The following is a 17,048-nucleotide window of genomic DNA, read 5'->3' on the forward strand; positions in this document are numbered from 1 at the left end:
AATCGCCTTTCGGTCAGCGGCGATAGCGCGGCGGCGCGCAAAGCGCGCCTTGGTTCCGCGCGGGGCGTTTTGAGCAAGCGTTGACTTCGAGTTTTGACGACAGGAGGTCCCGGGTCAGGCTCGGGACGGGTGATCGGGGTGGCGAAGTCACGCGCATGTCAAAGGCGCGACGTCATCCCGGACCTGATCCGGGATCGCTGATAGCGGGAGATCCTCGGGTCAGGCCCGAGGATGACGGGCTACGGAAAAGCGCGTGAAGGCAGCGGTTCGCGTTTCATCTGAAGGTGTAGAGGTCCCGGGTCAGGCCCGGGACAGGTTGGCTTGGACGCAGAGATAAGGAGCCGCGGTGCGGCGATCCAAGCGTGGTTCGGGGCACTTTATCCCGGCCAAATCCGTAAGACACGCGATCGAAGCATCCGGCCTCACCAAATCGCCGTGCCATCGCACCAAAGGTGCGCCAATATTATCGGCACGCCTTCGGCGTGACGGGGCGGCCCGGCGATGCGCGGAGGCGCGGCAAGCCGCGCTTCTGTTCCGCGCGGGTGGGAGAACGTTCCGGGCCCGGGCCTGACCCGGGACCGCGTGGGCAAGAGATCCCGGATCAAGTCCGGGATAACGGCAAACAGTAAGTCCACTGAAGGCCCTAAAGCCGCGACAGGATCATGTCTGTGTCGACCGCGCCGATGGCGCCGGTGGTGCGGCCGCGCTCGCCCGCGAGCCGCGTGGCGACATAGGCTTCGGCCACCGCGGGGGGCGCGTGGCGGATCAGGACGGAAGCCGTCAGCAGCGTGGCGAGGCTTTCGACATACCATCGGGCCTGGGCCTCGTCCGGCAAGCGGGGAAAGCGGGTGATGTGGGCGTTGAGCGCCGCGTCATAGCGCCAGTATTGACCGGCCACCGCCCCCAGCTCGCGGCTGAGGACCTCCCCCGACAAAGGCACCTTGCGCAGGGTGCGCAGGATGTCGAGGCAGATCACGTTGCCCGACCCTTCCCAGATCGAGTTGAGTGGCGCCTCGCGGTAGAGAAGCGGAAGGCCTGAATCCTCGACATAGCCCATGCCGCCCATCGCCTCCATCGCCTCGTAGACCAGATTGGGACAGAGCTTGTTGCCCATGTACTTGGCGAGCGCCACGGTGACGCGGGCGAATGCGCGGGCCGCGTCGGTGTCGCGGTCGAACTGCGCCGCCACGAACATCCCAAGCGCCAGCGTGCCCTCCCAGTCGAGCGCGAGGTCCGCCAGCACCGAGCGCATCAGCGGCTGGTCGATCAGCGTTTTCTGGAAGGCCGTGCGGTGGCGGGCCCAGTGGACGGCATGGGACAGCGCGGCACGCATCAGGCCCGCCGGGGCCATGGCGGTGTCGAGCCGGGTGTGGTGGACCATGTCGAGGATGGTCTTCACGCCCTCGCCTTCCTCTCCCAGACGGTGGGCCACCGCGTCGGCATATTCGATTTCGGCGGACGCGTTGGCGCGGTTGCCCAGCTTGTCCTTGAGGCGCTGGATGTGGATCGTGTTGCGCCGCCCGTCCAGCCAGCGGGGCACGAGGAAACAGGTGAGGCCACCCGGCGCCTGCGCCAGCGTCAGGAAACCGTCGGACATCGGCGCCGAGCAGAACCACTTGTGCCCGCGCAGCACGTAGGCGTCGCCATCGGGCGCGGCGCGGGTGGTGTTGGCGCGCACGTCCGAGCCGCCCTGTTTTTCCGTCATGGCCATGCCGAGCGTCGCGCCGGCCTTGCGCGCCAGCGGCTTGGGCGCGGGATCGTAGGCGCGGCTGAGCAGCTTGGGCACCCATGCGTCGAAGAGCCCGCTATCTGCCTGAAGCGCGGGCACGGCGGCATAGGTCATGGTCATGGGGCAGCACACGCCGGGTTCGACCTGGCTGGTCAGATAGACCATCGCGGCATGGGTTGCGTGCCCGCCCGCCGCGCCCTCCCAGGCGATGGCGGCATAGCCCGCGCCGATGCCCGCGCGCATGAGGTCGTGATAGGCGGGATGAAACCGGACCTCGTCCAGCCTGCGCCCGCCGGTGTCGAAAAGCGCCAGCTCGGGCGGGTTCCGGTTGGCCGCCCGGCCCGCCTCGGCCATGGCGGCGGTGCCGATGGTTTCACCATATGCGGCCAAGTGGGCGGTGTCGGCCCCTGCCGCCCCGGCATGGTCGGCCAGGGCCGGATCGGTGGCAAAAAGGTCCACGTCGCCACGGGCCGCGGGCTGGTTCGTCACGTCATGGGTGAGCAGCGCGGCGTCGGGGGGCAATTGTGGCATGAATGACTCTCCTCAAGGACGAGTAGTAGCCTTTAAGCGCTTAGATGTGAAAGGGGATTCACAAAGCGATTCGCCTGTGTCATTGTGCACGGGCACCGCACGCAAAGAGGCGGGCACCAGAGGCAGAAAGAGCAGTCATGAAATCGCGCAGGCGCCCCGCATTCGGTGTGTTGATCTATTTCGCCATAGCCTTCGGGCTGGGGGCGTATTTCACGTTCGCGGCCGTGCAGGGCGATTACGGCGTGTTCCGCCGCGCCGAGATCGAATCGGGCGAGGCGGAATTGCGCGAACAGCTGGCCGTGCTGGATGCCAAGGTCGCGCGGATGGAGAACCTGACGCGGCGGTTGTCGGACACGTACCTGGATCTCGACCTGCTGGACCAGCAGGCGCGTGAGGTGCTTGGGATGCTGCGGGCCGACGAGATCGTGATCCGCTGAGACCCGCCCTGCCCCGGTATCCGGCCGGTGCTTATGGAATTTTCAGGCAAGCGGAAGATCGTGGCGGATCGAGCCAGGCACGAGCGCATGGGTTTCCTTCGTGGCGCCGGTGATTTCCAGCACGCCCCCTGGCGGCGGTTCCCCTTGCTCGGCGCGCGCGACGCGCATGGTGCAGGTCACATCCTCGGCCCTGAGCGAGAGGGACGCCCACGCGGCGCCGTCGATCCATACCCAGTCGTAATCTCCGGCGACGTGCATCCCATCGACGCTGAACGCGATCCTCGGCGGGCCGGTGGGCGCGCCGAGGGAGAACCCGTAGACCAGGCCCGGCTGCAGGCTGACGCACAGGGTCTCGCCGGTCTCGGCGAGCCGCGCCAGCAAGACGATGTGTTCCTCCGGTCCGCAGGGCGGGTCAACGCAGTCGGGGCTTGCGGAGGATGGGCACATGATGTCACTTTCGAAATCGCCGGTGCGCTGCACGGCCCCGGTCGAGTGCTGGACGTGTTGCAAGCGTAGGCTAGGTGATTGGACACGAGCAAGTGTGCATGCGGGAACGGGATCCGACCGCCCGCGTGCGGGAACGGCAAGGAGAGGAGAGCAAGAAATGAGTGCGCAACTGTTGGCGGCCCTGATCGTCTCGCCCTTCGCGCTGGCCTTCGTATATGCCGGGTACCACGAGTATTCGCGCTACAAATCCGAGGGCCGCGCGACTTATGGGCTGGCCTATGACGAGGAAAGCGGCACGACCCACGTGACCGGGATCGGCGACGATGAAGAGGCCTATGATCCCGAAGACTTCGATCCCAACGGGTACAGGGATCCCGATATCAAGGACGACGGGCAAGCCTGACCCGGGTCTTCGCAGCGGGGACGCGGCCCCGCCTGCCGGATCTGACGCTGCGTCAAAAACCCTCTCGAAAAATCGGAGCGAGTCCTGTATAAGATAGTTTAACGCTAAACTATTCTTTTCAGCACAGGAGCCCGCCCGCATGGCTGCCAGGAAAACGACAAAGAAACCAAACGTTTCCGCCGACGAGTTGAAGAAATACTACCGCGACATGCTGCTGGTCCGTCGATTCGAGGAAAAGGCCGGCCAGCTGTATGGCATGGGTCTGATCGGCGGGTTCTGCCACCTCTACATCGGGCAGGAAGCAGTGGTCGTCGGGCTGGAGGCCACCGCCGAAGAAGGCGACAAGCGGATCACGACCTATCGCGACCATGGCCACATGCTGGCCTGCGGGATGGACCCCGATGGCGTGATGGCCGAGCTGACGGGCCGCGAGGGCGGCTATTCCAAGGGCAAGGGCGGCTCGATGCACATGTTCAGCCGCGAGAAGGATTTCTACGGCGGGCACGGCATCGTGGGCGCGAACGTGCCGCTGGGCGCGGGGCTGGCATTGGCCGACCAGTACAAGGGCAACGGGCGCGTGACCTTCACCTATTTCGGCGACGGTGCTGCGAACCAGGGCCAGGTCTACGAGACGTTCAACATGGCCGCCCTGTGGAAGCTGCCGGTGGTTTTCGTGATTGAAAACAACCAGTACGCCATGGGCACGTCGCAGAAACGCTCGACCTCGACGCCCGATATCTACACCCGAGGCGAGGCGTTCGGCATCCCCGGCGAGGCGGTGGACGGCATGGACGTTCTGGCCGTCAAGGAAGCCGGGGCGAAGGCCGTGGCGCACTGCCGCAAGGGTGACGGGCCGTATATCCTGGAAGTGAAGACCTATCGCTATCGCGGGCATTCCATGTCGGACCCGGCGAAGTACCGCACGCGCGAGGAAGTGCAGAAGATGCGCGACGAGAAGGACTGCATCGAGCATGTGCGCGAGCTGCTCTTGGAGGGCAAGCACGCCAGCGAGGAGGACCTCAAGGCGATCGACAAGGAAATCAAGGATGTGGTGAACAAGTCCGCCGAGTTCGCCAAGGAAAGCGCCGAGCCGGACGTGTCCGAGCTGTGGACGGACATTTACGTGGAAGCCTGAGCGACGGGTTGCGAGGAGACATAAAGACATGCCTACAGAAATTCTGATGCCCGCCCTGTCGCCGACGATGGAGGAAGGCACCCTGGCCAAGTGGCTGGTCAAGGAAGGCGACACGGTCAATTCCGGCGACATCATGGCCGAGATCGAGACCGACAAGGCGACGATGGAGTTCGAAGCCGTCGACGAGGGCACCATCGGCAAGATCCTGATCGAGGAAGGCACCGAAGGGGTGAAGGTGAACACGCCCATCGCGGTGCTGCTGGAAGAAGGCGAGAGCGCGGACGATATCGGCGAGACGTCGTCGGGCGGTGGTGAATCCTCCGCCAAGGAGGAAGACAGCGGCGGCGATGGCGACGATGAGAGCCGGGCGAAATCCGAGCCGGTCGCGGCCTCGCCCGCAGCCCCCGTGCCGCAGCCCGACGCCAGCCCCGACTGGCCCGAGGGCACGGAAATGACCAAGATGACCGTGCGCGAGGCGATCAACGCGGCCATGGCCGAGGAGATGCGCAACGACGAGCACGTCTTCATCATGGGCGAGGAGGTGGCCGAGTACCAGGGCGCTTACAAGATCACCCAAGGTCTGCTGGACGAGTTCGGCGCCAAGCGGGTGATCGACACGCCCATCACCGAGCACGGGTTTGCCGGGATCGGCGTGGGCGCGGCCTGGGGCGGGCTGAAGCCCATCGTGGAATTCATGACCTGGAACTTCGCCATGCAGGCGATCGACCAGATCATCAACTCGGCTGCCAAGACGAACTATATGTCCGGCGGGCAGCTGGGCTGTTCCATCGTGTTCCGTGGCCCCAACGGCGCCGCCGCGCGCGTGGCCGCGCAGCACAGCCAGGATTACGCGGCGTGGTATTCGCACGTACCGGGCCTGAAGGTGGTACAGCCCTACTCTGCCGCCGATGCCAAGGGCCTGCTGAAAAGCGCCATTCGCGACCCCAACCCGGTGATTTTCCTGGAAAACGAGATCCTCTACGGCCGCAGCTTCGAGGTGCCGGTGCTGGACGATTTCACCATTCCCTTCGGCAAGGCGCGCATCGCGCGGCCCGGGGACGACGTGACCATCGTCAGCTTCGGCATCGGCATGACCTATGCGCTGGAGGCGGCGGACAAGCTGGCCGAGGACGGCGTGAATGCCGAGGTGATCGACCTGCGCACGCTGCGTCCGCTGGATTATGACACGGTGCTTGCGTCAGTGATGAAGACCAACCGCTGCGTCACGGTCGAGGAAGGTTTCCCGGTGGCCAGCATGGGCAACCATCTCAGTGCCGTGATCATGGAGCGGGCGTTCGATTACCTCGATGCGCCGGTGATCAACTGCACGGGCAAGGATGTGCCGATGCCCTATGCCGCGAACCTTGAAAAGCTGGCGCTGACCTCGACCAAGGAAGTGATCGAGGCCGTCAACAAAGTGACCTACCGGTAAGGAGAGAGCGCAATATGCGAATAGCGTTTGCGAAATTCACAGATTTCGGATGGCACATAATGCTAGACCAAAATCAACGGCCCTTTTCGCTAAGACTGTCGGCAAAGGACGTCAACGCAGAAATGCGAAAAGAAGTGGATGCGTCTGATTTTGCCGATGTGGAGGCCGCTCTAGAAACAAGCAAAGACTTCGTCAATGATTACAGGTCTATGTGCTCGGGACTGCCTCATCCTAAATTTCCGTCCATGAAGGAGTGGGACAATGCCGACTGAAATATTGATGCCCGCCCTTTCCCCGACGATGGAGGAAGGCACGCTGGCGAAATGGCTGGTCAAGGAAGGCGACACGGTGAATTCCGGCGACCTGCTGGCCGAGATCGAGACTGACAAGGCCACGATGGAGTTCGAGGCAGTCGACGAAGGCACCATCGGCAAGATCCTGATCGAGGAAGGCACCGAAGGGGTCAAGGTGAACACCGCGATTGCCGTTCTGCTGGAGGAAGGCGAAAGCGCGGATGATATCGGTGACGTGGGCGCGTCTGGTGGTGGAGGCGACAAGGCCGAGGCCAAGGACGACAAGCAGGAGGCGGCCCCGAAGAAAGAGGCCGAAGCCAGCAAGCCCGAGAGCGGCGACGTGACCCCTGCCCCGGCAGCGCCCAAGAAAGATGGCGAGCGTATCTTCGCCTCACCGCTGGCGCGGCGGATCGCCAAGCAGAAGGGCATCGACCTAACCGAGTTGAAGGGCTCGGGCCCGCATGGGCGGATCGTGAAGGCGGACGTGGAAAGTGCCAAGGCCGGTGCGGCGAAGCCTGCCGAAGAGAAGGCGGCACCTGCCGCAAGCGGCGGACAGGCGGCCCCTGCCCCGGCTGGCCCCAGCACCGATGCGGTCGTGGCGATGTACAAGAACCGCGAGTTCGAAGAAGTGAAACTCGATGGGATGCGCAAGACCATCGCCGCCCGCCTGACCGAGGCCAAGCAGACCATCCCGCATTTCTACCTGCGGCGGGATATCCAGCTGGATGCGCTGCTGAAATTCCGCGGACAGCTGAACAAGCAGCTTGAAGGCCGCGGCGTCAAGCTGTCGGTGAACGACTTCATCATCAAGGCCTGCGCGTTGGCCTTGCAGGCGGTGCCCGATTGCAATGCGGTCTGGGCCGGCGACCGGGTGCTGAAGCTGAAGCCGTCGGACGTGGCCGTGGCCGTGGCGATCGAAGGCGGGCTGTTCACGCCTGTCCTGAAGGACGCCGAGATGAAGTCGCTGTCGGCCCTGTCGGCGGAGATGAAGGACCTTGCCACCCGCGCACGGGAGCGCAAGCTGTCGCCCGAAGAGTATCAGGGCGGGACATTCGCGATTTCCAACCTCGGGATGTTCGGGATCGACAATTTCGACGCGGTGATCAACCCGCCGCATGGCGCGATCCTGGCCGTTGGTGCGGGTGTGAAAAAGCCTGTGGTCGGCGCGGATGGCGAACTGACGGTGGCGACGGTGATGTCAGTGACGCTGAGCGTGGATCACCGGGTGATCGACGGGGCGCTTGGCGCGGAGCTGCTCGACAAGATCCGGGAGAACCTGGAGAACCCGATGGTGATGCTGGCCTGAGGGCGCGGCTTGGCAAAAATGTAGGCCGGGGATTTCCCCGGCCTTTTTCGTTCAGGGCGGTGGTGGGTTGAAACCCACCCTACGCGGCGCGGGAAATGGGTTCAGAACGCCGGCGTACCCGTCTGCTTGGCCTTCTGCGCCTTTTTCCAGGCGAAGACCTTGCTGCGCTCGGTCCAGTCGTAGCGGCCATCCTCGCGCACGAGGCCCCAGTAAAGCTCGCCCGCACCGCGCCACGGATCGAGCACCAGGCTGTTTTCCATCGAGTCGCCGCGGCGGCCCAGGATCGTGGTGCTGTGTTCCAACCGGATGCTGTCGTAATTGGCGATGGCCCGGTGAATTTCCAGTGTCTTGAAGTTCTCGCGCTGCAGGCGGGCGTCCATGTCATGCGCCCAGTGCCAGCAGAGACCGCGCGGCTTGGTGCCGAAATTCACCCGCGTGTTGTGGGCGAGTGCGCCGCTGTCGATCTCGTATTCGACGACCAGCTGCGCGACATAGGTGTAGGCCACGTAGGCGGCGCGCCCGGCCTCTTCGGGATCGACACCGGGGCCGAGATCGAGAAACGCCTGCTTCAGCGCGGCGATATTGGCCGCCTCGCGCTGTGCGGCGGCCTGGTAGAACGCCTTGTCGAAGCTGTGGCCATAGCGTGCCAGTTGCGCCGAGCGTTGCCATACCGCGTCGGGCATGGAAATCGCCTCGGCCAGCACAGCGGGCGGCAGGCTCATGTTGTCGGTCGCGTTGCGCGACGAGGCGAAGGACGAACCGCTGTCCTCGGGAACCTCGGTGCAGGCGCCCAGAAGCACCGCGAAGGCCAGGGGCAGAAAGCTGATGGTCTTTGATATCATGGAGCGACACCTCCCGTGGGCAGACAGGCCCGTTTTCGATCTCTTTGGCGGGCTGTCTACTGTCCGGTCGTGGCGATGTCGACAGAGGGCACCATGCGATGCGGCACCGAAGCCCCTTTTGTGCGTCTCTTTTGCATCACGCCGGTGCAGATGCCCTTTCTTGAGTTCTGCGCGCCGGGTGGCGCCACATCTTCACGTATTACCCGAAAGGGTGGCAAGATGTTCCGGGATCGCTCATTGCCCGTTGCGCGCGTCGCTGGCGGGGCCTTTCACGATGAGTACAACGCGTTCCAAGGGGCCATGCGGCGATCATGCTGCTGGGAAAGGCGCAACAGCCCAGCGCGCGATGCGCCCGACCGCGCCGCTCGACCTCACGAAAACAGCGGCGCACCGGGCGCCGCTGTCGGAACAAGAGTCATGATGGTCCGGCGAAGGCGCGCCTCAGCGCACGCCCAGAAGCTGGTCCATGGCCACGGAAGGCTGATCGCAGCCCGCCTCGCCCACGATCTTGGCCGGAACGCCGGCGACGGTCTTGCAGGGCGGCACCTCCTGCAACACCACGGAACCGGCGGCGATGCGGCTGCAATGGCCGACCTTGATGTTGCCCAGAACCTTGGCCCCGGCCCCGATGAGGACGCCGTCGCCGATCTTGGGATGGCGGTCTTCCTCTTCCTTGCCGGTACCGCCAAGCGTAACGGAGTGCAGCATCGAGACGTTGTCGCCCACCACCGCCGTCTCGCCGATGACGATGGAGTGGGCGTGGTCGATCATGATGCCCTTGCCGATACGGGCGGCGGGGTGAATGTCGACGCCGAAGACCTCGGAGCAGCGCATCTGGAAGAAACGCGCCATGTCGCGGCGGTCGGTCCGCCACAGCCAGTTCGCCACGCGGTAGGCCTGGATCGCCTGGAATCCCTTGAAGAACAGCATCGGCAGGATGAAACGGTCGCAGGCCGGGTCGCGGTCGTAGACGGCGACGATATCGGCGCGCGCGGCCTGCCCCAGTTCTGGGTCGTCCGCATAGGCCATATCGCAGATCTCGCGCAAAAGCTGCTCGGGCATCTCTTCCGCGCCCAGCTTCATCGACGTGCGATAGGCCAGCGCGGCCTCGATCGTCTTGTGGTGCAGGATCGAGGAATGGATTAACCCGCCCAGGAGCGGCTCGTCCTTGATCGCGGTTGTCGCCTCGGTGTTGATCCGGGCCCAGACCGGGTCAAGCTCTGCCAGCTTTGCATGTGTTTCGGCCATGTGCATGCTCCTTGGTGCGCCTATCGGTTATACCAGATATGCTCGATCCGTAAAATGCAAAGGCGTCATGGGTGGGTTCACGAAAATGAATGAAGCAGAGCGACAGGATTTCCGGGCGCTGATAAAGACCCGGCTGGCGGAATTGAGCGAGGAGGATGCCCGCGGCGCGGCGGGCAAGGCGACGGTGGAGCTGGACCAGCAATCTGTGGGGCGTCTGAGCCGGATGGACGCGCTGCAGAACCAGGCGATGGCCAAGGCCACCGATGCGCGGCGCGCGGGAGAGCGGGCGCGGCTGGCGGCAGCCCTCGCCCGGATGGACGAGGGCGAATACGGCACTTGCGAGGATTGCGGCGAGGAAATCGCCCCGGGCCGGCTGCGTCTGGACCCCGCCGCGACGCGCTGCGTGGACTGCGCGCGGGGCTGAGGTCGCCGCGTCAGCCGGGCACTGTCAGGCGGGAAAAACGCCCAGGCCCGAAGCGGGCCGACAGCTGGGCCACCTGCAACTCGTAAAGGCCGCTCAGCGCGTCCGCGGCCTGCGCGGCGGCGCTGTAGGTCCAGGTTGGCGCCGCGACGGTGACCTCGCGGATCACCGCGTCTGACTGGACCACGCGCACGACATATTCCTCCTTTTCCTCGCCCAGCGGCACCTCGGCGGTGTCCCAGCGGTCGCCGTCGATCCGCGTGCGCCGGATCCAGTTGAGCGACAGGTCGCCCCCCTGGCCGGGCGCGAGCCGCAGGTGCACCGGGGACAGCGGGCGCAGGCCCAGCCCATCGAAGGCCAGCCGCACGGCGCTGAAGCTGGGATCGTCCACCGGACGCCCCGCAGGGCCGATCCGATAGTAGCGCGCCAGCCCGCGCTTGGCCTCGGCCAGGTCGATCTGCTCGGCGGTGCCATCGAGGCGCACGAGGTAGCTGCCCTCCGGCCAGGGCGCGGCGCGCTCGGTGCCCACCTGCCCGCGCAGACGATGCCGCAGAAGGTACGTGTCTGTGTCCACCAGTTCGGCCTCGCGGAACTGGATGAGCTCCCACCCGTCCGGTGTTCCGTCGCCGATGGCGCAGAGGTTGCCGCCGTTCAGCAGCGCCAGGTCGCTGATGCTTTGCAGCGTGCCGGCCAGCATCCGCACCTGAAGGTCCGAACCCCGGTCGATGCGGCCCGGATCCGCGGGAAACAGAGGTGTTTCGAGCACGCCCACGGGGGTGCGGGCCGTGACCAGCGAATTCAGCGTGTAGTTCGCATCCTCGTCCGACGCATAGAGCGCCACCGATCCCGGCCATGGCCGGGCCGTGACCGCGAGGTGCGGCGCGTGCGGCACCTCTTCGCCCGTCAGCAGCGGCAGATCTAGGAAGAACGGCGCGACCGGGGACGGTGGCACGAAGGGGCGCAGGGTGACAGCCTCCTCCGCGAAATCGGCGGGGCGATAGCTTTCGGGTTCGATACGCACCGCTTCGAGTTTCTGCGCGGCGGCCATCTGGTCGATCCGGTCGATGCGAAAGAGACCGCGCCCCTGCCCTTCGGGCAAGGCGATGACATCGCCCGCGCCGGTGTCCAGCTGCGACGGCGGCAGGGTCAGCTGGACCGTGTCGGTGGCCACGCGCGCCTCGGACAGCCAGCGTTCCACCGTCTGACGCCCTTCGGCGCGGGTCATGGCCAGAGGAAATTCCGAGGTCGAGACGGCGTGGGTGGCGTCATCGGGCAGGATCGCCTCTTCGGCGATGACTTCGAAATCGCCGTCGGCCTCGACGAACCGCAGGCGGACGCGGCCCGCCAGTTCCACGGTGCTACCGCGGGTTTCCTCCAGCACGCCGTCACGCTCGGGGTCGCGGACCAGCGTGTCGAGGTCGATCAGCCTGTCGCTCTGACCGTCGCGCATCACGAAATGCAGGCGCCCGTCGCGATCCACCGCGTCGACGCCATAGCGCAGCATCAAGGGTTGCAGGGCGCCGCGGGCCTCGGACACCTGATCGATCGTATAGCCGCGCACCAGACCGTGGGCGCGGGAGGTGTCGCAATGTTCCAGCCCGGTACGCAGGCAGATCTCGTCGATCACCGACGACAGCGTACGCGAGGAGACGCGGCCGTTCAGCCAATGGCCCCGGGTGTAGTTCTCGCCATCGCTCCAGAGCCCGCGGTTGTTGGGGAAATAGGGATAGGGCCGCATGTCCCAGGCCCAGGCATAGGCGTGATCCATGTCCAGCATCGCACCCTCGTAGACATCCGATTGCGGATTGTTGTCGGGATCGTTCCAGTAGCCGAGGAAGGCGCGCAGGTATTGCTGCTGGATCAACTCGTCGCGGCGCCCGTCCGAGAAATGCGGCAGAGTGGATTCGGAGGATTTAGGATCGAGGAACTTGTTGGGCTGGTTGGTGCCCTTGTCCACGGCGGCGCAGCCATACTCGTCCACCCAGGCGCCGTCGAATTGCGGCCCGCGCAGGCTTTCCGGGTCATGCGCCGAGAACACCTGTGCGGTGGCCCCGTTGGGCCAGATCAGCCGTTTGCGCGTGGCTTGCCAGACCGGGCGGCGGTCGGGGGGCGAGCAGGCCAGGATGCCGCTTTCGCCAAAGATCATCACGTCGCGGACCTGGTCGATGGTCTCGCCCACCAGCGCCAGGCGATGGCAATGCCCGGCATCCAGCGGGCGCGCGCCCTCGACCTGGCTGCGCACCCATTCGGCACCCGCCCGCGTCTTGCCCGCGCCACGCCCGCCCAGGATGACCCAAGCGCGCCAGTCGCCTTCCGGCGTGCGCTGGTGGTCCATCGCCCAGAAATCGAACAGGTAGGGCAGCGACAGGATCTCGCCGTCACTCAGGCTGTCCAGAAACTCTTTCTGCGTCTCGGGCCCTGCGGAGACGAGCCAGTCGACATCCGATGCTTTCGCGGGCTTCATCGAGGTCGAGGGCATAGGCACCGGCGACACCAAGCTCTTTTTCTCTTCGTTTTTCAAGTTGTGTCTCCGCTTCTATCGCGATCCTCAGCCACTGCCGGATCTCCGACGTGGCGCGTGTGGCGTTTCTCAGGTCCTCGAACTTCCCTTCCCTGATCTGGGAATAGAGCGCCTCCAGATCCGCGCGCATGTCCGCCAGTTGCGCCTCGAGCGCATCTATGGACAGCGTCACGTTGGAAGGGGTCCGATCGTGCGTGATCAGTGGCATGCGGGCCGGTACCTCGAAGTTCTTGCATCGCGGAAAAAGTGTCTCTCAAAGCAAACAGGCGACCGATGGTCATGCCACGGGTCGCCTGCAGTTTCAGAGATCTCGGTTAAACAGTCGTCGCAGCACCGTGCGGTGCCGCGCCTGCCGCCAGCTTTGGCCTACTGATTGGCGCGCTCCGCCTCCAGCGCGCGATAGGCCGCGACGTTGCGATTATGCTCTTCCAGCGTTTCGGCGAAGAGGTGGCCGTCGCGCGGGTCCAGCGTACGGGCCACGAAGAACACGTAATCCGTGTCTTCCGGGTTTACCGCCGCCTCGATGCTGGCACGGCCCGGGTTGGCGATGGGCGTGGGCGGCAATCCGTCGATGACATAGGTGTTATAAGGCGTCTCGGCGCGCAGCTCGCTCTGGCGCAGGCCGCGGCCCAGCACGCCCTCGCCATTCGTGATGCCATAGATCACGGTCGGGTCGGTCTGCAGGCGCATCCCTTGCAGAAGGCGGTTGGTGAAGACGCTGGCCACCTGCCCGCGCTCGGTGGGCACGCCGGTTTCCTTTTCGATGATCGAGGCAAGGATCAACGCTTCCTCGGGGGTCTCGACGGCGATATCCGACGCCCGGTTCTGCCAGGCTTCGGTCAGGATCAGGTCCTGCGCCTCGCGCATCCGGGTCAGGACGCTCTCGCGGGTGTCGCCCAAGCTGAACTCGTAACTGTTCGGCGCAAGGCTGCCCTCGGGCGGCACCGCTGCCACCTCGCCGTCCAGCGCGTCGACCGCCCCCAGCGCGTTCACCACCTGCCAGCTGGTCACGCCTTCGGCGACGGCCACGCGGTAGCGGGTGTCGGCCTGCTCACGCACCTCGGTGAACTCGGCGGGCGGCGTGACCTCCTCGGCCTGCGGATCGAAGGCCGCGACCTCGACAAAGCGGTTCGTGGCCGGGTCCAGTTCGCGAACCTCGACTTCGCTGGCGTTGACGCCGATCCGGTACACCACCTCGGTGCCACAGGTGCTGGCCCCGCCGCGGGTCACGATATCGGCGATCTCGTCCATGCTGGACCCCTCGGGAATCAGCCAGCTTCCGGCTTTCAGCAACTGGGTCTTTTCACCGTAATCCGTACCGATGCGAAAAATCCGCTCACTGGTGATCGCGCCCTGCGCGGCCAGATCACTGGACACGGCCCTCATGGAACTGCCGCGCGGCACCTGCAGGCAGATGGGATCTTCCAGCGGGCCGGTGGCCTGGTACTGGTTCTGCCCCCACAGGATGACCCCGCCCAGCAGGAAGATCATCACCACCAGGAAGGTCAGGAAGTTCGACGCGATATGCCGCCACATCAGCGCACGGCCCCCAGGCAAAGACAGGCATTGGTGCCGCCAAAGCCGAAGCTGTTGGAAATCGCCACCTTGATCTCGCGCTCGTGCTTGGCGTTCGGCGCCAGGTTCAGCGGGGTGTCCACCGCCGGGGTATCGAGGTTGATGGTGGGCGGTGCCACCTGGTCACGGATTGCGAGGATCGAGAAGATGCCCTCGATCGCCCCCGCCGCGCCCAGAAGGTGCCCGGTCGAGGATTTGGTCGAACTCATCGTCGCCGTCGAGGCCGCGTCGCCCAGCAGTTTCTCCACCGCCTTCAACTCGATCGTGTCGGCCATGGTGCTGGTGCCGTGGGCGTTGATGTAATCCACATCCGCCGGCGCGATGCCCGCATTGCGCAGCGCGCCCTGCATGGCGCGGAAGCCGCCATCGCCGTCCTCTGCGGGCGCGGTGATGTGATAGGCATCGCCCGACAGGCCATAGCCCAGCACCTCGGCATAGATCTTGGCGCCGCGCGCCTTGGCGTGCTCGTATTCCTCCAGCACCACCATGCCGGCGCCCTCGCCCATCACGAACCCGTCGCGATCCGCATCATACGGCCGGCTGGCCGCCTGCGGGTCATCGGCGCGCTTGGTGGAAAGCGCCTTGCAGGCGTTGAACCCCGCGATGCCGATCTCGCAAATCGCCGCCTCGGCGCCGCCCGCGATCATCACGTCGGCATCGCCATGCTGAATGAGCCGCGACGCGTCACCGATGGCGTGGGCGCCCGTGGAACAGGCCGTCACCACCGCGTGGTTCGGCCCCTTGAAGCCGTAGCGGATGCTGACCTGGCCGCTGATCAGGTTGATCAGCGCGCCCGGGATAAAGAACGGCGACACCCGCCGCACGCCACGGTCGCGGATCAGCAGCGTCGTTTCCTCGATCGAGCGCAACCCGCCGATGCCGGAGCCGATCATCACGCCGGTGCGCAGGCGGCTTTCCTCGTCCTCGGGCAGCCAGTCCGCATCGCGCACCGCCTGTTCCGCCGCCGCCACGCCGTAGAGGATGAAATCATCCACCTTCCGGCGCTCTTTCGGCTCCATGTAATCGTCCGAGTTGAACGTGCCGTCGCTGCCATCGCCCAGCGGCACTTCGCAGGCGTATTTCGTGGCCACGTTCACAGGGTCGAACCGGGTGATGGTGCCCGCCCCGGACTTGCCATCCAGAATGCGGCGCCAGCTCTCCTCCACGCCAGATGCCAGCGGGGTCACAAGACCCAGACCTGTCACGACCACTCGACGCATGATACCTGCCCTCTTGTCCTACCTTCGTCGGTGTCCATACCGCGCCTTGGCCACCGGGGGCAAGGCCAACGACAAGGGGGCGCGGCCTTCCGCGCCCCCTTTTTCGAACCCGGGCTTCGGCTTACTGGAACGCGGCGACCGGCTCGCGCTCGCCCTGCGCCACCTCCAGCGCCTCTTGCAGCGACACGTCGCGCGACAGAAGCGCCCGGCCGATCATCGTGCCCGAGATGTTGGGCACGTATTTCAGGCGCGACACGTCATCGACGCTGCGCACCGTGCCGCGCGCGATGACGGAGTGCCGGGTCAGCCCGGCAAGCCCGCTGATCACCCCCAGCGTGCCGTCGCTGTCCTCGATATCGGCGTCGATATCGGTCAGGATGATACCGGCCAGCGGCGCGTCGTCGAACGCCGCGATATAGCTTTCTGGCGTGAACGCGCTTTTCGTGCGCCACCCTTCCGTCATGACCGAGCCCTGGAAGATATCGACAGCCAGCACGATCTGGTCGGGATGGAACTTTGCCAGTTCGCGCAGCGTGTCGGGGTCATAGGCGGCCATGGTGCCGACGACGATACGGCCCGCGCCCTTGTCGATCCATTTCGTGACGCTGTCGCGCGACCGGAAACCGCCGCCGACCTGCACCGGAATGCCGACCGTGCGGATGATCTGCTCGATCAGCGCGCTGTTGTCGCCTTGCCCCGCCAGGGCGTCGATGTCGGTGACATGCATCCACGACGCGCCCGACGCCACGAAGGATTTCGCGGTCTCGACAGGGTCGACATGCCAGATGACGGGTTCTTCGAGACGACCGCGCGTCAGCGACACGCATTTGCCTTTGTGCAGTTCGATGGTGGGGTAGATGATCATGCGTCAGTCACCTTCTGATTCGGGCGGGTCCCGCCTTGTGTACAGGCTCCGGCCCTGTTTAGACCGGCGGCCCGGGCACGCTGGTCTCAAATCGGCATGATACAGTCTGTTCCCGAAGTTTTCTAACCCGCAAACGAAAAGACCCCGCCATCGCGGCGGGGCCTTTCCTGAAATCTGTCGCTCGTCGCGGCTTACGACGCTTCCTTGATGAACTTCACCGCATCGCCGAAGGTCTGGATGTTCTCGGCCGCGTCATCGGGGATCTCGATGCCGAATTCCTCTTCGAACGCCATGACCAGTTCGACCGTGTCCAGGCTGTCCGCGCCCAGGTCGTCAATGAAAGAGGCGTTCTCGGTGACCTTGTCCTCTTCGACGCCCAGGTGTTCCACCACGATCTTCTTTACGCGGTCTGCGATATCGCTCATGTTTCGTTCCTCATCTTCAGCCGGGTCATTCGCCCGTTTTATGTGCCCCCGCCCGACCGGACAAGCGGCTAAGTATGCCCCTGTATCGGGCGGCTTGCATGACCCGTATAACGGGCATTTGCGGAGTAATACAGTATTACCCCAGCGTAAACTGCGCCGCCTATAGCATATGCGGCGCGATTGGCAAATGGATTCCCCTGCCCTTGTTTCGTAACGGC

The 17,048-nt window shown here is 65.2% G+C and carries 16 protein-coding genes; 6 read left to right on the top strand and 10 right to left on the bottom strand.

The window, feature by feature from the left end; translation table 11 throughout:
* Positions 1 to 643: 643 nt before the first annotated feature.
* A complete protein-coding gene (locus tag FIU85_RS03160; RefSeq protein ID WP_152495822.1) occupies positions 644 to 2,260 on the bottom strand; it encodes an acyl-CoA dehydrogenase family protein in 1,617 nt (538 codons plus the stop codon).
* Between the two features lie 137 nt (positions 2,261 to 2,397).
* Between FIU85_RS03160 and FIU85_RS03165 the strand changes: the two genes are divergently transcribed.
* The gene (locus tag FIU85_RS03165; protein WP_152492119.1) at positions 2,398 to 2,697 is read left to right on the top strand and encodes a septum formation initiator family protein; all 300 of its coding nucleotides are present in this window, start codon (positions 2,398 to 2,400) and stop codon (positions 2,695 to 2,697) included.
* Positions 2,698 to 2,739: 42 nt separating this feature from the next.
* Here FIU85_RS03165 and FIU85_RS03170 read toward each other — a convergent pair whose 3' ends face one another.
* Complete coding sequence (locus tag FIU85_RS03170) at positions 2,740 to 3,207, bottom strand: hypothetical protein (RefSeq protein WP_172978784.1); 468 nt, start codon at positions 3,205 to 3,207, stop codon at positions 2,740 to 2,742.
* 94 nt (positions 3,208 to 3,301) lie between these two features.
* On the opposite strand from FIU85_RS03170, the gene FIU85_RS03175 reads away from it, so the two are divergent.
* The 4 genes from FIU85_RS03175 to FIU85_RS03190 all read left to right on the top strand — a co-directional run bounded on the left by FIU85_RS03175 (position 3,302) and on the right by FIU85_RS03190 (position 7,713).
* Entirely contained in the window at positions 3,302 to 3,547 is a 246-nt protein-coding gene (locus tag FIU85_RS03175) for a hypothetical protein (RefSeq protein WP_152492117.1), read from the top strand.
* A gap of 139 nt (positions 3,548 to 3,686) precedes the next feature.
* Positions 3,687 to 4,682, top strand: coding sequence for a pyruvate dehydrogenase (acetyl-transferring) E1 component subunit alpha (pdhA, locus tag FIU85_RS03180; RefSeq protein WP_152495824.1), 996 nt, complete (start codon positions 3,687 to 3,689; stop codon positions 4,680 to 4,682).
* 28 nt (positions 4,683 to 4,710) lie between these two features.
* Entirely contained in the window at positions 4,711 to 6,114 is a 1,404-nt protein-coding gene (locus FIU85_RS03185; RefSeq protein ID WP_152495825.1) for a pyruvate dehydrogenase complex E1 component subunit beta, read from the top strand.
* 261 nt (positions 6,115 to 6,375) lie between these two features.
* The gene (locus FIU85_RS03190) at positions 6,376 to 7,713 is read left to right on the top strand and encodes a pyruvate dehydrogenase complex dihydrolipoamide acetyltransferase (protein ID WP_152495826.1); all 1,338 of its coding nucleotides are present in this window, start codon (positions 6,376 to 6,378) and stop codon (positions 7,711 to 7,713) included.
* 101 nt (positions 7,714 to 7,814) lie between these two features.
* On the opposite strand, the gene FIU85_RS03195 is transcribed toward FIU85_RS03190, so the two are convergent.
* On the bottom strand, positions 7,815 to 8,555 hold the full coding sequence (locus FIU85_RS03195; protein ID WP_152495827.1) for a hypothetical protein: 741 nt from the start codon (positions 8,553 to 8,555) through the stop codon (positions 7,815 to 7,817).
* 441 nt (positions 8,556 to 8,996) lie between these two features.
* The gene (cysE, locus tag FIU85_RS03200) at positions 8,997 to 9,803 is read right to left on the bottom strand and encodes a serine O-acetyltransferase (RefSeq protein ID WP_152492111.1); all 807 of its coding nucleotides are present in this window, start codon (positions 9,801 to 9,803) and stop codon (positions 8,997 to 8,999) included.
* Between the two features lie 85 nt (positions 9,804 to 9,888).
* Between cysE and FIU85_RS03205 the strand changes: the two genes are divergently transcribed.
* Positions 9,889 to 10,227, top strand: a complete 339-nt coding sequence (locus FIU85_RS03205; protein ID WP_152495828.1) for a TraR/DksA C4-type zinc finger protein — start codon at positions 9,889 to 9,891, stop codon at positions 10,225 to 10,227.
* Between the two features lie 10 nt (positions 10,228 to 10,237).
* Here FIU85_RS03205 and FIU85_RS03210 read toward each other — a convergent pair whose 3' ends face one another.
* From FIU85_RS03210 to FIU85_RS03235, 6 genes are all read right to left on the bottom strand, one after another.
* Positions 10,238 to 12,703: a glycoside hydrolase TIM-barrel-like domain-containing protein gene (locus FIU85_RS03210; protein ID WP_216648903.1), complete on the bottom strand. Its 2,466-nt coding sequence runs from the start codon at positions 12,701 to 12,703 to the stop codon at positions 10,238 to 10,240.
* A complete protein-coding gene (locus FIU85_RS03215) occupies positions 12,603 to 12,953 on the bottom strand; it encodes a hypothetical protein (RefSeq protein ID WP_152492108.1) in 351 nt (116 codons plus the stop codon). The genes FIU85_RS03210 and FIU85_RS03215 overlap by 101 nt, the downstream gene beginning before the upstream one ends.
* A gap of 158 nt (positions 12,954 to 13,111) precedes the next feature.
* On the bottom strand, positions 13,112 to 14,281 hold the full coding sequence (mltG, locus tag FIU85_RS03220; protein WP_152495830.1) for an endolytic transglycosylase MltG: 1,170 nt from the start codon (positions 14,279 to 14,281) through the stop codon (positions 13,112 to 13,114).
* The gene (gene fabF / locus FIU85_RS03225) at positions 14,281 to 15,540 is read right to left on the bottom strand and encodes a beta-ketoacyl-ACP synthase II (RefSeq protein ID WP_152495831.1); all 1,260 of its coding nucleotides are present in this window, start codon (positions 15,538 to 15,540) and stop codon (positions 14,281 to 14,283) included. Before fabF ends, mltG begins: the two co-directional genes overlap by 1 nt.
* Before the next feature lie 121 nt (positions 15,541 to 15,661).
* Positions 15,662 to 16,405, bottom strand: a complete 744-nt coding sequence (locus FIU85_RS03230; RefSeq protein WP_152492105.1) for a 1-(5-phosphoribosyl)-5-[(5-phosphoribosylamino)methylideneamino] imidazole-4-carboxamide isomerase — start codon at positions 16,403 to 16,405, stop codon at positions 15,662 to 15,664.
* Between the two features lie 191 nt (positions 16,406 to 16,596).
* Positions 16,597 to 16,830, bottom strand: a complete 234-nt coding sequence (locus FIU85_RS03235; RefSeq protein ID WP_057794165.1) for an acyl carrier protein — start codon at positions 16,828 to 16,830, stop codon at positions 16,597 to 16,599.
* Positions 16,831 to 17,048: the final 218 nt, after the last annotated feature.

This window comes from Roseovarius sp. THAF8, assembly GCF_009363735.1.
Lineage (GTDB): Bacteria > Pseudomonadota > Alphaproteobacteria > Rhodobacterales > Rhodobacteraceae > Roseovarius.

Bases quoted from the DNA above. Each gene is read 5' to 3' on its own strand.
- FIU85_RS03160 (WP_152495822.1), bottom strand. From the start codon at position 2,260: ATGCCACAATTGCCCCCCGACGCCGCGCTGCTCACCCATGACGTGACG.
- FIU85_RS03165 (WP_152492119.1), top strand. From the start codon at position 2,398: ATGAAATCGCGCAGGCGCCCCGCATTCGGTGTGTTGATCTATTTCGCC.
- FIU85_RS03175 (WP_152492117.1), top strand. From the start codon at position 3,302: ATGAGTGCGCAACTGTTGGCGGCCCTGATCGTCTCGCCCTTCGCGCTG.
- pdhA (WP_152495824.1), top strand. From the start codon at position 3,687: ATGGCTGCCAGGAAAACGACAAAGAAACCAAACGTTTCCGCCGACGAG.
- FIU85_RS03185 (WP_152495825.1), top strand. From the start codon at position 4,711: ATGCCTACAGAAATTCTGATGCCCGCCCTGTCGCCGACGATGGAGGAA.
- FIU85_RS03190 (WP_152495826.1), top strand. From the start codon at position 6,376: ATGCCGACTGAAATATTGATGCCCGCCCTTTCCCCGACGATGGAGGAA.
- FIU85_RS03195 (WP_152495827.1), bottom strand. From the start codon at position 8,555: ATGATATCAAAGACCATCAGCTTTCTGCCCCTGGCCTTCGCGGTGCTT.
- cysE (WP_152492111.1), bottom strand. From the start codon at position 9,803: ATGGCCGAAACACATGCAAAGCTGGCAGAGCTTGACCCGGTCTGGGCC.
- FIU85_RS03205 (WP_152495828.1), top strand. From the start codon at position 9,889: ATGAATGAAGCAGAGCGACAGGATTTCCGGGCGCTGATAAAGACCCGG.
- FIU85_RS03210 (WP_216648903.1), bottom strand. From the start codon at position 12,703: ATGCCCTCGACCTCGATGAAGCCCGCGAAAGCATCGGATGTCGACTGG.
- FIU85_RS03215 (WP_152492108.1), bottom strand. From the start codon at position 12,953: ATGCCACTGATCACGCACGATCGGACCCCTTCCAACGTGACGCTGTCC.
- mltG (WP_152495830.1), bottom strand. From the start codon at position 14,281: ATGTGGCGGCATATCGCGTCGAACTTCCTGACCTTCCTGGTGGTGATG.
- fabF (WP_152495831.1), bottom strand. From the start codon at position 15,540: ATGCGTCGAGTGGTCGTGACAGGTCTGGGTCTTGTGACCCCGCTGGCA.
- FIU85_RS03230 (WP_152492105.1), bottom strand. From the start codon at position 16,405: ATGATCATCTACCCCACCATCGAACTGCACAAAGGCAAATGCGTGTCG.
- FIU85_RS03235 (WP_057794165.1), bottom strand. From the start codon at position 16,830: ATGAGCGATATCGCAGACCGCGTAAAGAAGATCGTGGTGGAACACCTG.